10 protein-coding genes are annotated in these 16,876 nt (G+C 64.7%); 9 read left to right on the top strand and 1 reads right to left on the bottom strand.

Features of this window, described 5'->3' with window-relative positions; all coding sequences use genetic code 11:
• Window positions 1-311 precede the first annotated feature (311 nt).
• The 9 genes from IPG72_04785 (at window position 312) to IPG72_04745 (ending at window position 15,235) form a co-directional block, all read left to right on the top strand.
• The gene (locus tag IPG72_04785; GenBank protein MBK6768336.1) at window positions 312-1,064 is read left to right on the top strand and encodes a hypothetical protein; all 753 of its coding nucleotides are present in this window, start codon (window positions 312-314) and stop codon (window positions 1,062-1,064) included.
• Between the two features lie 116 nt (window positions 1,065-1,180).
• On the top strand, window positions 1,181-3,325 hold the full coding sequence (locus IPG72_04780) for a VWA domain-containing protein (protein MBK6768335.1): 2,145 nt from the start codon (window positions 1,181-1,183) through the stop codon (window positions 3,323-3,325).
• 361 nt (window positions 3,326-3,686) lie between these two features.
• Window positions 3,687-4,340 carry a hypothetical protein gene (locus tag IPG72_04775; GenBank protein ID MBK6768334.1) on the top strand — a complete coding sequence of 218 codons (654 nt, stop codon included), beginning with the start codon at window positions 3,687-3,689 and terminating at the stop codon, window positions 4,338-4,340.
• Between the two features lie 1,131 nt (window positions 4,341-5,471).
• The gene (locus tag IPG72_04770) at window positions 5,472-6,611 is read left to right on the top strand and encodes a VWA domain-containing protein (protein MBK6768333.1); all 1,140 of its coding nucleotides are present in this window, start codon (window positions 5,472-5,474) and stop codon (window positions 6,609-6,611) included.
• A 1,777-nt stretch (window positions 6,612-8,388) separates the two neighbouring features.
• Window positions 8,389-9,921 (top strand): VWA domain-containing protein, encoded by a 1,533-nt coding sequence (locus tag IPG72_04765; GenBank protein MBK6768332.1) that lies wholly within the window; start codon window positions 8,389-8,391, stop codon window positions 9,919-9,921.
• 269 nt (window positions 9,922-10,190) lie between these two features.
• Window positions 10,191-10,946, top strand: a complete 756-nt coding sequence (locus IPG72_04760; GenBank protein ID MBK6768331.1) for a hypothetical protein — start codon at window positions 10,191-10,193, stop codon at window positions 10,944-10,946.
• A 1,716-nt stretch (window positions 10,947-12,662) separates the two neighbouring features.
• A complete protein-coding gene (locus tag IPG72_04755) occupies window positions 12,663-13,208 on the top strand; it encodes a VWA domain-containing protein (GenBank protein ID MBK6768330.1) in 546 nt (181 codons plus the stop codon).
• Between the two features lie 128 nt (window positions 13,209-13,336).
• A complete protein-coding gene (locus IPG72_04750; protein ID MBK6768329.1) occupies window positions 13,337-14,047 on the top strand; it encodes a hypothetical protein in 711 nt (236 codons plus the stop codon).
• A 57-nt stretch (window positions 14,048-14,104) separates the two neighbouring features.
• Window positions 14,105-15,235 (top strand): glycosyltransferase family 1 protein, encoded by a 1,131-nt coding sequence (locus tag IPG72_04745; protein MBK6768328.1) that lies wholly within the window; start codon window positions 14,105-14,107, stop codon window positions 15,233-15,235.
• A 6-nt stretch (window positions 15,236-15,241) separates the two neighbouring features.
• Here IPG72_04745 and IPG72_04740 read toward each other — a convergent pair whose 3' ends face one another.
• Entirely contained in the window at window positions 15,242-16,636 is a 1,395-nt protein-coding gene (locus IPG72_04740; GenBank protein ID MBK6768327.1) for a VWA domain-containing protein, read from the bottom strand.
• Window positions 16,637-16,876 lie beyond the last annotated feature (240 nt).

Here is a 16,876-nt window from a genome sequence, read left to right as displayed (position 1 = left end):
TGTAACTTCGATAGAGTTGAAGAGAACCTAGTCAGTCAGATGTCCTTTCGCGCCTGAGTGTCGTGCACTCTGTGCAGTTCAAAGCGTCGTCAACTGTGCGGATGTCGAGAAGGAATTGTAAATTATTCATTGGATTCCACAGTTCAACAACGCATGCACCTATTGACACCCGCGCCGAGTGCCTGTAGGCTTCCCTCCGTCCATCCATCCCCGCGGGATCCCCCACCGCCGTGACGGCAAAGTACACGCCTCCGGCAACCCGCCGGGCGGCCTGCCCCCAATCAGGCTGTCCTATCAGGAGGTACTGGATTATGTCGATTACCTTTGTATCCCCCAACCCGATCGGACGCACGTCGCGTCGGCTGATTCCCATCCGCGTTCGTGTTGGCCTTGCGGCGGTGGCCGCGGCCGTGATGGCGGCGCTGGCACCGCAGGCGGCGTATGCGCAGACCTGTGGACGCAATGACTGCGTCAACTTCAACCGCCAAGTGTCCGCGATCGATGTCATCCACTACGACCAGATCGACGACGATGACGTCGTAGCGGTGGAGCCGGACACCGGAGAGACGTGGTCGATCACGGCTTACTGGGACTCGCTGCTGGCGAATCCACTCGCCTGCCAGTGCCAACAGACGAACTCGGCATCTGTGTCCGTCGATGTTGACTGGTCCGACTCCACCGATAGCTGGTCGGCATCCTGCACGGGCTGCAACCCGACGAATGGGCCGATCTATGGCGTTACCGTCTGTGCCACGTACGGCTGCGGCAGCGGGATGAGCGTTGACAACAGTTGGGGGTACGAACTGGTTGTTGACGTGCTGAAGATCAATGGAATGTTCAGCAGCATCTCCTGCAATCCGGGCGTGAACGGATATCTGACGCGCGTAGAGTACGTGACTACGAGCGTCGATGATGGCAACCAGATTAACGGACTCCTGTGTTCTGAGAGCACGGCTGTAAGTCCGATCAGCCAGTCGTTTGGCGTGACAGACAATGGTGCATTCGAGTGCACCTACTCGTGCGCGGGCGCCAGCGGACCGCAGGTAGACATCATCTACAACTGAGCGGGCCACCGGTCAGTTCCAGCGAGCCTTGGAGAGAACGTCACTGATCGGGGCGACGGCGTGTGGCCGAGTTGTCGGCCTAACGCCGCCGCCCTCCATGAACGCCGGAGTATGTGATGAGTGGCTTGCGCAGTCGAGTTCCCACAGTCCTGGCCATCGCATTGGGAGGAACTTGCGTAACCGCTGTAGCTTTCACGACACACAATGCCGCGCGCGCACAGACCTCGATCGACGTGCTCCATTCGGTAATTCTCATCGACGACCATATCTCACCCAACGTGCGGCCCAATGATGGCATGTCGGCCCTTACCATACACAATATTGAAAGCGGCGCGCGTATTTTTCGAGGCAAAACATACAGCGCTTTGGGGCGGATGTCCGCATCGCCAGACATGTCATTTGTCACTGCCGGCACCGGCTACAATTGTGGGTTTCATTTTGGCGAAGAGCAGATCAACGGCTTCAATTCATGTTCCCCGTTCGCCATTGTCGCAGAGTTGAATAGTACCGGGCCGGAACTGTTCCAGGAAGGGCGCGTTCGCGGCCGCGACTTTGCAACCTATGGTGCAGTCGCTGCCATGCGGGATGGCTCGTTCCTCTTCGCCAGGGCGGGATACGCCCTTCATGACATTGGCCTGGTCATGTTGCCGCAACCGCCCTTTGGCATCGATCGTGTTCATTTCCGGCGCAACGTTGGGACGCGTGCCGGGATCGACACGGTCAGCGCCAGCCCGCGAACCGACCACCTCGCAGTCGAGATTCTGCCAACTGGTCGTGGTGATGAGGTCATCATCATGACGGACGGTGGGACGATCGAGGCGATGGACGTCTCAACCTGGTCGGTGCTTGCCGAACCAATCCCGTTCCCGACAGCAGTCTCACCGCCGCACTATTACTTTGGCCAAGGACGATCTCTGCCTGCGCTTCATGCCACGATGAATACGCACAGAGGCCTTGTTGTAACGAACCGTCAATTCGCTGGCAACATCGCAGCGATCGATGTCGTCAGCCGCACTTCACAGTCCGTTGCACTGGCGCCGGACCTCAAGTATGTGGGCGGCGTTTCGTTCAACAACGCGTGGCTAAACCGCAACCTTCTAGCTGTACACGCCAACACGCTGGTGGCCGTGTACGAACTTGTAGCGATGTCCAACTTGGACGCGGCATACGATGCTTCGCGCCCTTACGTGGCGCGCGAGATCGCAAGACTGCCGATTCGAGCACCCTACAATTCTGATTATCCCGGCAATCGTGCTTTCACGAATGCCCCCAGTGGTCCTTCCCTTTCAATTGCCTGGAGTGCAAGTGGCCAGTACTTGATCGCCGCCGCCTCGGAAGAGAACGGCGATGGCGACTTCGCCGTCATCGAGGTTCTAGATGACGGGCGGCACCTTGAACTCCGCCGCATGCTAGTCGCCTCAACTGTCCGCGAAAACCTCCCCGGCGACATCTGGACCGCCAACGGCCTCCTCACCCCCCCGCCCTCCCCGACGCCCACCGCCACTGCCTCTCCCACCCCCACGCTCACCGCCACACCCACGCCGTCTCCCCTCGCCACCGCCACCCCATCGCCCTTCCCGACTGCCACGCCCTCCTCCACCGCCACCCCGACGCCCCTCCCCGCCCCCATCTACCTCCCCCTCGCTCTCACCGAATCCTGCACCCCCTCCCAACGCCACGTCGACATCGCCCTCGCGATCGACGCCTCGTCGTCCATGACCGAGCCCACCGCCGCCGGCCGCACCAAGCTCGCCGCCGCCATCGACGCCGCCCGCACGTTCCTCGGCACGCTCCGGCTGGCCCAGGGCGATCAGGCCGCGATCGTCACGTTCAACAGCGACGCCTGGCTCCTCCAGCCGCTGACCGACGACCGCGCCGCCCTCGACGCCGCGCTCGCCTCCATCACCACGGCATCCCTCACCCGCCTCGACCGCGCCGTCGCCGTCGCCGCCGAAGCGCTCGCCGACCCGGCGCGGCGCAGGGCCGAGAACGCCGCGGCGATGATCGTCCTCACGGACGGCCGCGCGAACCCCGTCCCGGCGGACGTCGCCGTCGCCGAAGCCGCGCGCGCCAAGGCGGCGGGCGTGACGGTGTTCACCGTGGGCGTTGGGTACGACCTGGACGTGGACGCGCTGCGGGCGATCGCGAGCCGGCCGGCGGACGCGTTCGTGGCGCCGGATGCGGAGGCGTTGGCGGGGATTTACAGCTCGATCGCGGTGCGGTTGCCTTGTCCGGCGGGGGCGTTTTGGGGGAGACGGTAGCGCTTCGGCTTGCGACGGAGGAAGCGACTTGCAGGGCGGATCGAGGCAATTTTCCCGGTCTGCAACGGACGTCTCGATAAGGCAGAACGTGATGTCGTTTCGGTGTCGCAAGTTCTCGAAAGGCCATTGACAAGCGTTTGATCGCCGGGTAGACTGGCCCTGTCCATCCCCGCGGGATCCCCCACCGCCGTGACGGCAAAGTACACGCCTCCGGCAACCCGCCGAGTGGCCTGCCCCCATACAGGCCGCCGTATCAGGAGGTACTGGATCATGTTGTTTACCGTTATATCCCCCCCCGCCCCCGATCGGACGCACGTCGCGTCGGCTGATTCCCATCCGCGTTAGCGTTGGCCTTGCGGTGATGGCCGCGTCCGTGATGGCGGCGCTGGCACCACAGGCGGCGTACGCACAATACTGCGGCGAAGACGATTGTGCGCCCGGCACGATTGAAGTTTCCGCCATAGATGTCATTCACTACGACCAGATCAACCCCACCACAGTGATCGCAGTCGAGCCCAATACTGGCGAAGACTGGGAGATCACTGCGTATTGGGGCTCGACCCACGGTGCGCCAGAGCAGTGTGACTGCGATCATACGGCCACGGCTCAGGTCGATGTAGCGGTGGATTGGTCAGATGCCACCAACAGCTGGTCTGCAACCTGCACAGGATGCAACGCGTTCGTCGGCCCCGTATTTGGGGTTACGATCTGCACAACGTATGGTTGCGGCAGCGGGATGAGCATCAACAACAGCTGGGGTTATGAGCTCGTTGTTAGCTTGAACGAGAAAAACGGGACGACGTGCAATGGGGCCGTGGACGGCTTCCTTTCGGAGGTTGAGTACGTGACAACCAGCGTCGACAACGGCAACCAGATCAATGGCCTATTGTGCTCCGAAAGCACTGCGGTCAGTCCAATCTCGCAGGCCTTCGGCACTACCGACAGCGGTCCGTTCGAGTGCACCAATTCGTGCGGTGTCGCGAGTGGCCCTACGGTGGACATCGTCTACAACTGACGCTGTGCTGACCTAGGTCGACAATTGAATTCGGAGTCACTACGGTGAGCCGAGAGCAGCGGAGGCGAAAGTGCGTCTTCGCTGCTCCCGCCATTCAGGAGTCGAAAGTCCATGAATCGAAAGGCGCCTCGGCTCCACGCGATCACAGGAATCCTTGTCACCGGGCTGTCGATGATTGGATTGGCTATTGCGGTAGTTATTCGTGTACACGCGCAAACGTTACCTGATCTTGTGAGAGCCGTGGTACTCATTGATGTTACGCTAACGGGATCGTTGTCGCGGCCATATGATGGACAAGGGGCGCTGACGATTCACAATGTGGATAACGGCGAATCGCTTGTACGCGGACGATCGTATCTTGGACTAGGAAGGATGGCGGCGTCCAGCGACTTGTCAATGCTGATCGCCGGGCCGGGCGAGGGCTGTGGGTTTCGAGTCGATGAGGCCACTTGGGCAGGGGACTTCGACCAAAGGTGCAAACCATTCGCGCTCCTGGCAGAGTGGAAGCTGGATTCATCTTCGCGCCTTGTGGATGGCCGTTCACGCGACCGTGACTATGCACCGTTCGGCGGCGTTGCCGCGCTGACTGATGGCACCTTCATAATGACTCGTTCCGGACAGCAGATTCGACACGACATTCCGTTTAATGTCGTCGTTCCGAAGCCACCATTTGGCCTCGATCACATACGATTCAAGGGTCCGATTTCCAACTATCCGCAAATTGAACGAGTCGACTCAAGTTCCAACCTAAATCATCTTCCGGTAGAAATTCTACCTACTCGAGATGACAAAACGATTATTGTGCTTACAGATGGCGGCACCATCGAGTCATTCAACATCGATACTTGGTCGCCGATGGGTGCAGCAATCTCATTTCCAACGGCCACGGCTCCCGATCACATGTCTTACGGAAAGGGACGCCCAATCCACGCTCTCCACGCAACTATGAATTCCGAGGAGCGCCTCGTCGCGACCAACAGACTGATTGCCGGCGACATCGCTCTTGTCGACTTGGTGGCACGCACTGCTCAAACCGTAACATTGGCGCCAGACGCCCGATTCGCAGGCGGCGTCGCATTCAACAATGCGTGGCTGAACGATGATCTGCTGGCAGTCCACGCGGACGAGTACGTGGCTGTATACCGACTGTCTCCCGTTCCGACGAGCGATGCTTCGTACGATCCCGCGCGGCCGTACGAAGCCGCGGAGCTATCCCGACTCAGCATTCGGCGGCCCATCAACTCCAGTTGGCTTCGAACTCGTGCGCTCACCGTCGCGCCCTTTGGCCCGGCGTACTCGATCGCCTGGAGCGCGGATGGTCGCTATCTCATCGCCGCATCATCGGAGGACACCGGCGATGGCGATTTCGCGGTCATCGAGGTAATGGACGACGGGCGCACGCTCGAGTACCGCCGGATGCTCACGGCATCCACCACCCGCGACAACTTCCCCGGCGACATCTGGACCGCCAACGGCCTCCTCACCCCCCCGCCCTCCCCAACGCCCACGCCCACCGCATCCCCCACCCCCACGCTCACCCCAACGCCCACGCCTTCCCCCCTCGCCACCGCCACCCCATCGCCCTTCCCCACCGCCACGCCTTCCCTCACCGCCACGCCAACACCACTCCCCGCCCCCATCTACCTCCCCCTCGCCCTCACCGAGTCCTGCACCCCCTCCCAACGCCACGTCGACATCGCCCTCGCCATCGACGCCTCGTCGTCCATGACCGAACCCACCGCCGCCGGCCGCACCAAGCTCGCCGCCGCCGTCGACGCCGCCCGCACGTTCCTCGGCACGCTCCGGCTGGCCGAGGGTGATCAGGCCGCGATCGTCACGTTCAACAGCGACGCCTGGCTCCTCCAGCCGCTGACCGACGACCGCGCCGCCCTCGACGCCGCGCTGGGCTCCATCACCACGGCATCCCTCACGCGCCTCGACCGCGCCGTCGCCGTCGCTGCCGAGGCGCTCGCCGACCCGGCACGGCGCAGTGCGGGCAACGCCGCGGCGATGATCGTCCTCACGGACGGCCGCGCGAACCCGGTGCCGGCGGACGTGGCGGTGGCGGAGGCGGCGCGGGCCAAGGCGGCGGGCGTGACGGTGTTCACCGTGGGCGTCGGGTACGACCTGGACGTGGACGCGCTGCGGGCGATCGCGAGCGGGCCGGCGGATGCGTTCACGGCGCCGGATGCGGAGGCGCTGGCGGGGATTTACAGTTCGATCGCGGTGCGGTTGCCGTGTCCGGCGGGGGCGTTTTGGGGAAGGCGGTAGGTGAGTGACTTGCGATGGAGGAAGCGACTTTCGGGGCGGATCGAGCCAATTTCCGCAGTCTCCCATGGAAGCCTCCGAAAGACAGGAAGTGATGTCGTTTCCGTGTCGCGAATTCTTGAAAGGCCATTGACAAGCGCTTGATCGCCGGTTAGACTGGCCGCGTCCATCCCCGCGGGATCCCCCACCGCCGTGACGGCAAAGTACACGCCTCCGGAAACCCGCCGGGCGGTCTGCCCCCAATCAGGCCGCCGTATCAGGAGGTACTTGATCATGTTGTTCACCGTTATATCCCCTCCCCCGCCCCCTATCGGACGCACGTCGCGTCGGCTGATTCCCATCCCCGTTAGCGTTGGCCTTGCGGCGGTGGCCGCAGCTGTGATGGCGGCGCTGGCACCGCAGGCCGCGTACGCTCAGGGTGGCTGTGGCCGCAATGACTGTTCAACCGCTGTAATCGAAGTGTCTGCCATCGACGTCATCCACTACGACCAGATCGACGATACTGAGGTTGTACCCGTTGAGCCTAACACGGGCGAACACTGGACGATAACGGCGTATTGGAACCAACTCGGCAGTGATCCGATTTGGTGTGACTGCGATGCTGTCAGCAACGCTGTCGTGTATGTAGCGGTGGACTGGTCAGATAGCACTGGCTGGTCGGCCACATGCACTGGCTGCAATGCGTTCGCTGGGCCAGTGCGCGGAGTCGCCATCTGTAGTACGTACGGGTGCGGCAGCGGCATGAGCATTGACAACGGTTGGGGCTACGAACTAGTCGTGAGCGTCGATGAAAACAATGGGTCCACTTGTGGCGGGGGCTCCAACCCGTCGTTCCTCAACCGCGTCGTGTACGTAACCACCAGCGTGGACGACGGTAACCAGATCAACACTCTGTACTGTTCCGAGAGCACTGCCGTCAGTCCGGTCAGTCAAGCGTTCGGCACTACCGACTCCGGCCCGTTCGAGTGCACATTCTCGTGCGGAGCGGCGAGCGGGCCACAAGTCGACATCGTGTATGACTGAATTGGGCACCGTACCGGCGTCTGGACGTGCCGATGTGAGTAGATGAGTGTGCGGCCGCGGGGGCAGGCTTGCTTGGCGTCCAGCCTCCGCGGCCGCCATCTACTTGGGGAGAGTAAGTAGCGTGCATAAGAGTCGACAGAATACATCAGTCTTTGTTTCGTGGATGTTTACAATCTTGTGTATGGGTCAAGTTCTCCATCATCTTGTTGATCACGCAAGGGCTCAGTCGCCAGATAGCCCTGTTGATGTGAATCCTGTTGATACAGTGGTGCTCATCGACGTCACCATGCATCCCGAAGCGCGTGATGGTGAGGGCGAAGGAGCCATTACGATCCATGACATTCCAACGGGTGTGTCCACGTTTCGTGGAAGATCGTATGTTGGAATTGGGCGGGTGTCTGCAACTCAGGATCTTTCGATGATCGTGGCTGGGTCTGGAGAAGGTTGTGGCTGGCGCCCGCGCGAACTGCCTGTAATGGACATCACATGCTCTCCATTCGCCGTCGTTGCCGATGCCAGTCCCGGGTCCCATCCGCCATACTCCGACGCCCGCTTGTTCGACAGGGACCTCGCCGGGTTTGGTGGTAATGCCACATTGCCCGACGGATCGTTTGTGCTCGCCAGGGCCGCTTTCCGTCAAGTGGACGCCGGATTCATCGCACTGGTGCCTGAGTCGCCGTACGGTATCGACCGGGTCCGATTTCGACGGCCGATAGGGAATCGCCCTCAGAAGGTGTTGTTGAGCTCTAGCCCAAAGATGGACCACCTTGCGATTGAGATTCTACCCAAGGCACAAGGTGACCACGTTGTTATCATGACCGATGGCGGCATGATAGAATCAAGGGATGCGTCGAATTGGATCGAAATTGATCCCCCGATCCCTTTTCCGACTGCTGTCGCGCCTGACAATCATTACTATGGCCGCGGACGACCGCTTCCAGCACTTCATGCCACGATGAATGGCAACGAACGACTCGTCGTGACCAATCGCCTCAATGCCGGTAACATCGCCATCATCGATTTGGAGAGTCGCACCGCACAGACGGCAACGCTAGCGCCCGACATTCCGTTTACGGGCGGCGTCGCGTTCAACAATGGCTGGGTGAATCGCAATCTGCTCGCAGTACACGCTGACAGCTTCATAGCAGTGTATGAACTGTCCGCAGTACCGGCTGGCGATCCATTGTTTGAGCCCGCGCGTCCCTACGTTGCGCGTGAAGTGGCACGTCTGTCCATCGGACGGCCGTTCGACGCCGAGTGGTGGCGTTCACGGGCCTTGACTGAGGCCCCAATGGGCCCGTCGTACTCCATCGCGTGGAGCACAAGCGGCCAGTACATCATTGCCGCTTCGTCCGAAGAAGTCGGTGGCGGCGACTTCGCCGTCATCGAGGTGCTCGACAACGGCCACCGCCTCGAGCAGCGACGCATGCTCGCCGCATCGACCACGAGCAACAGTTTCCCCGGCGACATTTGGACCGCCAATGGCCGAATCGGCCCCTCGGCCACGCCCACCTCGTCCCCCACACCAACACGGACATCATCGCTGACGCCAACCGCGACCGATACACCAACACCGACTCCCGTGCCGGCAACTCTCACGCCGACCACCGTTCCATCATCGACCGCCACCGCCACCCCAACGCACCTCCCCGCCCCGATCTACCTCCCCCTCGCCCTCACCGAATCCTGCACCCCCTCCCAACGCCATGTCGACATCGCCCTCGCCATCGACGCCTCGTCGTCCATGACCGAGCCCACCGCCGCCGGCCGCACCAAGCTCGCCGCCGCCGTCGACGCCGCCCGCACGTTCCTCGGCACGCTCCGGCTGGCCGAGGGCGATCAGGCCGCGATCGTCACGTTCAACAGCGATGCCTGGCTCCTCCAGCCGCTGACCGACGACCGCGCCGCCCTCGACGCCGCGCTCGCCTCCATAGCCACGGCCTCCCTCACCCGCCTCGACCGCGCCATCGCCGTCGCCGCCGAGGCGCTCGCCGACCCGGCGCTGCGCAGGGCCGAGAACGCCGCGGCGATGATCGTCCTAACGGACGGCCGTGCGAACCCGGTGCCGGCGGACGTGGCCGTGGCGGAGGCGGCGCGGGCCAAGGCGGCGGGCGTGACGGTGTTCACCGTGGGCGTCGGGTACGACCTGGACGTGGACGCGCTGCGGGCCATCGCGAGCGGGCCGGCGGATGCGTTCGTGGCGCCGGATGCGGAGGCGCTGGCGGGGATTTACGCCTCGATCGCGGTGCGGCTGCCTTGTCCGGTGGGGGTGTTTTGGGGAAGGCGGTAGCGCCTCGCTGTGCGACGGAGGAAGCAACTTACAGGGCGGATCGAGCCAATGTCCCCGGTCTGCAACGATGGTATCGGTAAGGCAGGAGTGGCTGTCGTGTCGGTGTCGCGAGTTCTTGGAAGGCCATTGACATGCGTTTGATCGCCGGGTAGACTGGCCCCGTCCATCCCCGCGGGATTCCCCACCGCCGTGACGGCAAAGTACACGCCTCCGGCAACCCGCCGGGCGGTCTGCCCCCTACAGGCCGCTCAATCAGGAGGTAGTGGATCATGTTGTTTACCGTTATTTCCTCCCCGCCCCCGATCGGACGCACATCGCGTCGGCTGATTCCCATTCGCGTTAGTGTTGGCCTTGCGGCGGTGGCCGCGGCCGTGATGGTGGCGCTGGCACCGCACGTCGCCCACGCACAGTACTGCGGACAGAATGACTGCGTCAACTTTAGCCGCCAGGTGTCCGCAATCGATGTCATCCACTACGACCAAGTGGGCGGAGACGACGTGGTCGCCGTGGAGCCGGATACGGGCGAGTCCTGGACAATCACCGGCTATTGGGACTCTCGATTGCTTGAGACTCTACCTTGCAGGTGCCAAACGACCACATCTTCCCAGGTAACCGTGGATGTTGACTGGTCGGACTCCACCGACAGTTGGTCGGCGTCATGCACCGGCTGCAACTCGTCTACCGGCCCGATCTACGGCGTGACTGTCTGCGCCACATACGGCTGCGGAAGCGGGATGAGCATCGACAACAGCTGGGGCTACGAGTTGGTTGTGGATCTGGCGAAGATCAACGGGGTGTTCGGCAGCATCTCTTGCCAGCCACAGGTAAACGGCTATCTGTCGCGTGTGGAGTACGAGACGACGAGCGTTGATGACGGCAACCAGATCGACGCTTTGCTCTGCTCCGAAGGAACATCAGTCAGCCCGGTCAGTCAAACGTTCGGCACGACGGATAGTGGTGCGTTCGAATGCACATACTCGTGTGCAGGCGCCAGCGGCCCCCAAGTGGACATCATCTACAACTAACGGGCACCCGCTCACACCTTGTAGGCCAGTCATGGTTAATCGTTGACGGGTAATGGTGGCAGTGGGCGAATGTGAGGCTCACTGCCACCATTACCTAGCCGTCGCGGGGAATTGTCGTGAGAAAGTGCCGCCTTAGACTTGACCTCTCATCGGCCCTCGCTCTTGTCGGAGCATGGGTTGCATCTATTGTATTTGCGGCGGAGACTATTGCGGGAGCTCAAACATACATTGATCCTCTGAGCGCGGTGGTGCTAATCGACGACCATGTTTATCCAAACATGCGTCCCGATGATGGAATGTCAGCCATTACTATTCACAACATCGACATCGGGGCACTCATTTTTCGCGGAGAGACGTACAATATTCTTGGACGAATGGCAGCCGTGGCCGATCTTTCGACAATCGTCGCGGGAACTGGTTCTGGTTGCGGACTTGGGTTTGGCGAAGAACAAGTCGACATTAGCAAGTCCTGTTCACCGTTTGCTATCGTTGCAAACGCGGACACAAGTTCGTCTGGTCGCTTTGTTGAGGGCCGTGTGCGCGGCCCTGACTTTGCATCGTATGGTGCGATTTCATCGATGCCTGATGGTTCGTTTCTTGCCGCCAGAGCAGGATACGCGGTTAGCCCCGAGGGCTATGTCTTGATTCCGCAGCCACCCTACGGCATCGACCGCATCCGATTCAGCAGTACAGGGGGATCGCGTCCAGACCTCGATACAGTGAGCGCCAGTCCGCGCACGGAACACCTCGCCGTCGAGATTCTGCCCACTGGGCGCGATGATCACGTCATCATCATGACGGACGGAGGAACGATTGAGTCAATGGATGGTGCGACTTGGTCGGAACTTGCCGAACCCATCCCGTTCCCGACCGCCGTCTCGCCGCCACACTTCTACTATGGCCATGGCAGATCCCTACCTGCCCTCCATGCCACATTGAACGCGCGCGGCAACCTAGTCGTAACGAATCGCCAATTCGCCGGAAACATCGCGGCGATCGACATTGTGAGCCGCACCGCACAGACTGTGCCACTTGCACCGGACTTCAAGTATGTGGGAGGCGTAGCGTTCAACAATGCGTGGTTGAACCGTGGCCTCCTGGCTGTTCATGCCAACACGATCGTTGCCGTGTACGAACTTGTCGAAATGTCACCTTCGGACCGCGCCTACGATGCTGAGCGACCGTATATCGCCCGTGAGATTGCCCGACTTCCGATTCGAGCTCCTTACACGATGATCTATCCTGGTGATCGCGCCTTCACGCGCGCGCCCGGTGGGCCATCACTGTCCGTTGCCTGGAGCGCCAGTGGTCAATACTTGATCGCCGCCTCGTCCGAAGAGAATGGCGATGGCGACTTCGCCGTCATCGAAGTACTGGATGGCGGTCGTCGCCTTGAACTCCGCCGCATGCTCATCGCCTCAACGGTACGCAACAACCTCCCCGGCGACATCTGGACCGCCAACGGCCTCCTCACCCCCCCGCCCTCCCCGACGCCCCCTCCCACCGCATCCCACCACCCTCACGCTCACCCCAACGCCCACGCCGTCCCATCGCGCCACCGCCACCCCGTCACCCCTCCCAACCGCCACGCCGACCCTCCCCGCGACCCCCACACCCCTCCCCGCCCCCGTCTACCTCCCCCTCGCCCTCACCGAATCCTGCACCCCCACCGAGCGCCACGTCGACATCGCCCTCGCCATCGACGCCTCGTCGTCCATGACCGAGCCCACCGCCGCCGGCCGCACCAAGCTCGCCGCCGCCGTCGACGCCGCCCGCACGTTCCTCGGCACGCTCCGGCTGGCCGAGGGCGATCAGGCCGCGATCGTCACGTTCAACAGCGACGCCTGGCTCCTCCAGCCGCTGACCGATGACCGCGCCGCCCTCGACGCCGCGCTCGCCTCCATCACCACGGCATCCCTCACCCGCCTCGACCGCGCCGTCGCCGTCGCCGCCGAAGCGCTCGCCGACCCGGCGCGGCGCAGGGCCGAGAACGCCGCGGCGATGATCGTCCTCACGGACGGCCGCGCGAACCCGGTGCCGGCGGACGTGGCGGTGGCGGAGGCGGCGCGCGCCAAGGCGGCGGGCGTGACGGTGTTCACCGTGGGCGTCGGGTACGACCTGGACGTGGACGCGCTGCGGGCGATCGCTAGCCGGCCGGCGGATGCGTTCGTGGCGCCGGATGCGGAGGCGTTGGCGGGGATTTACAGCTCGATCGCGGTGCGGTTGCCTTGTCCGGCGGGGGCGTTTTGGGGGCGGCGGTAGGGGAGCCTTGTCTTCGACCGCACGCTTCCTGCCCCCGTTCTGTCAAGTGAGCATCCTTAACGTCCCTGCCGCCGCCCATTAACCACGCCGCGCCGCCCCATTAACCCGCCCGGACTACGCTCGACGTCATGAGCGTACGACCCCACTGGCCCTTCCCAGCCGTCTCGCTTCCACGTCCGCCGCACGGAATCGTCGGCGCCCCGCATGCCGGCGCCCCGCACGCCGACGCGCTCCGCGCCGCGTCCCGCCACACCGCCGTCTGGATCTCGCGCATCGCCTGCCCGCCCGTCGTGGCCCTCGTGCTCCTCGCGCGCGTCATCGACGGCTCGCCCGTGCCGCGGGCCTGGGCGTGGGCGGCGATGTTCGCGCTGCCGGCCGTCGTCACGCCGGCGCTCGTCGTGGCCGCGCTCGTGCGGGCCGGCCGCGTCGTCGACTTCGATCTGTCCGACAGGCGGCAGCGACACCTGCCGTTCGCCGTCGCCACGTTGTGCGCCGTCGTGTCCACGGCCGTCCTCGCCAACCTGGGCGGTCCGGCGACGCTCGTGGCGTTCGGCGTCGCGTGGAGCGCGCTGCTGGCGCTGCTATGCGCGGTGACGCTGCGCTGGAAGATCAGCCTGCACGGCGCCGCGGCCGGCGCTGCCGCCGGAATGTCGATCACCGCCGGCGGCGCGATGGCCGGCACCAGTGGAGCCGTCGGCGCCGACATCGCACTCTGGCTCGCGCTGCCGCTAGCCGTCGGGTGGGCGCGCGTCGTGCTCCGTCGACACACGCCGCGGCAGGTCGTCGCCGGGACGGCCGTCGGGGTGGCGGCGATCGTCCTGGCATCCCTGCCGTATTGACCGGTCGGCGCACCACTGGGCCGGGCAACACACCACGGATCGGACGATTTCCACCGCATGCGCATCGCGTTGTTCACCGAGGTCTTCCATCCCAAGATCGACGGCATCACCCACACGCTCGGGCACGTGCTACGGCACCTCGAGGCCGTCGGCATCCCGGCGCTCGTCGTCACGCCGCGCATGCCCGGCCTGCCGGCGCGCTACGCCGGCGCCGAGGTCGTCGGCCTGCCGGCGATGCCGTTCCCGCTCTACCCGGAGCTGCGCCTCTCCCCGCCCTGGCACAACATCGACCCGGTCCTGGACGCGTTCGCGCCCGACGTACTGCACATCGCCGGCCCCGTTGCCACGGGTCTGATCGGCATCCGCTACGGCCGACGGCGCAGCCTGCCGATGGTCATGAGCTACCACACCGACATCCCCGGCTTCGCCACTCGCTGGGGGCATGGCTGGCTGGCGCCGACGCTGTGGCGGATGCTCAAGTGGGGCCACGGCCAGGCCGCGCTCAACCTCGCGCCCAGCCACACCACCGCCGCCGACCTCGTGGCCCACGGCTTCCCGAACGTCGCGATCTGGAGCCGCGGCGTCGACACCGACCTCTACGGCCCGCACCGCCGCCGCGCCGAGGTGCGCGCCGAGCTCTCCGGCGGCCACCCCGACGCCCCGCTCCTCGCCTACGTCGGCCGCCTGTCCAACGAGAAGCGGATCGATTGGATCACCGCCGCCCTCGACGCCTGCCCCGAAGCGCGCCTCGCCGTCGTCGGCGACGGCCCGGCCCGCCCGGCCCTCGAACGCACCTTCGCCGGCCGCAACGTCGTCTTCACCGGCTTCCGCTCCGGCATCCCGCTGGCCGAGGCCTATGCCGCGGCCGACATCTTCGTGTTCCCCGGCGCCAACGAGACGCTCGGCAACGTCGTCCTTGAAGCGCTGGCCAGCGGCCTGCCCGTCGTCGTGCCGGACGCCGGCGGCGTGCTCGAGCACGTTCGCGACGGCATCACCGGCCGTCTGTTCCGCGCCGAGAGCCGCGACAGCCTGGCCGCCGTCGTGCGCCAGCTGCTCGACGCGCCGGACGAACGCGCGCGACTGGCGGCCGCGGCGAACGCGTACGCGCGGACGCGGGGGTGGGCCGCGGAAAACGCGCGGCTGGTGGGGCAGTATGAGGGGGTGGTGGCAGGGTACCAGAGGGCGTGATGGCGCCTACGGAGGCCCGATCAAACACCCCGCCCGCCAGATCACGCTGTTGAACAACGGGTGGTACTGCACCCCGCGGTTCAACAGGTCAAGGCACGTCCGCGGCGGGTTCTGCGGCAGCACCGGGCCCGGCACGTTGGGGTTCAGGGGTTGCTGCCAGCCATACACCTTGGACGGGTCGGCCAGCGCCGCGTCGATGACGGCTTGCGGCACCTTGTTGCGCGTCACGCGGCAGACGCACTGCGCGCCGGCCGGCGGCGGCGTGGCGGTCGGCGGGGGCGTTGGCGTGACGGGCGCGAGGACGAGGACGGACGGCACCGGGAACAGCAGCGTCTGGCGCTTGCTGAAGCCGTCCGTGACGTCGGCGCGCGCCTCGACGTTCGTCGGGCGGGTGCCGGTTCGGGTGGGCCGCACGCGGTAGGACAGCGAGAGCATCGGCGGCGGCATCGCCACGGACACCAGGCGCCACGTCAGCGTCCGGCCGTCCGGGCTGACGGTCGGCTCGGCCGGCTGGCCGCTGCCCGGGATGAACGTCATGTCGGCCGGCAGCTCGTCGACGATGAACGCTTCCTTCATCAGCTCGGTGGCGCTGATCGTGCCGACGAGCTGCATGTAGATCGCCTCGAGCTCGGCCGCCGTCGGCGAGCGGAAGTACTTCGTCGGGTCGCTGGCCATCTGGCGCAGGTTGGACTCGTCGATGTCGTTGCCGAGGCCGATCGTGTAGACCAGGATGCCGGCCGCGCGGACGTCGGCGACGACGCGCGGCAGGTCGGTGATCGGGGGCGAGCCGACGGAGTGGCGGCCGTCCGTGAGGAAGATGATCACCGGCCGCGCGTCCGCCCGGCGCCCGGCGCTGGCGAGCATCTTCCGTCCCTCGTCCAGCCCGTCGACGAGGTTCGTGCCGGTGTCCGGCGAGATCCCGTCGACCGCCGCCTTCAGGGCAGTCTTGTCCGTGGACAGGAAGTGAACGGACTCGGCCACGTCGTCGAACGCCACGATGCCGATCTGGATCAGGTTCGGGTCGGCGCGGTCGATAAAGTTCTTGGCCGCCGCGCGCGCCGCGACGAACTTGCCCGCGCTGAGCATCGAGCGCGAGCGGTCGATGACGAGCACGACGTCGGACTTGATCTCGCGCGCCGTGCAGCTGCCCGTGATGGACAGCGTGACCGTGACCTCCTCGCCCAGCCAGATCCGCCCCGGCGCCGCCGTCTTGTCGACGGCCAAGCTGCACGAGTCCTGCGCCTGCCCCTGCGCCGCGGCCGCATCGAACGCGGACAGCGTGGTGGCCAGCGCGCCGATGAGCGCGAGCGCGCCGACGACGGCCAGCGTGCGGCGTCGTGGCCGATCGCTCGGCGTGCATCGCGGCGCGGCTCGGAACGGCGGGCGGTCACGGAAGTTCATGGCGGCATCCTGACGTTGCGATAGGTTGCGATCGGAAGGAGTCGATCGGACCCGGGCCATCGGACGAACGCTGGCCATCGGACGAACATCGGCCATCGGACAGACGTTGCCCAGCGGACCGTGCCGGCGCCACCGGCACGACGGGTATAACGCCGCACGAGGCGTGAAGGTTGCCTCGGCCCCGACGCGTCCCTTAGGATAGCGGGCGATGGACGGTCGGTCGAAGCGCTGCGCGCCGGA

This window comes from Candidatus Avedoeria danica, from assembly GCA_016703025.1.
In the GTDB taxonomy this organism is placed as follows: Bacteria; Chloroflexota; Anaerolineae; order Epilineales; family Epilineaceae; genus Avedoeria; species Avedoeria danica.
This window is presented reverse-complemented; position numbering and strand designations above follow the sequence as displayed.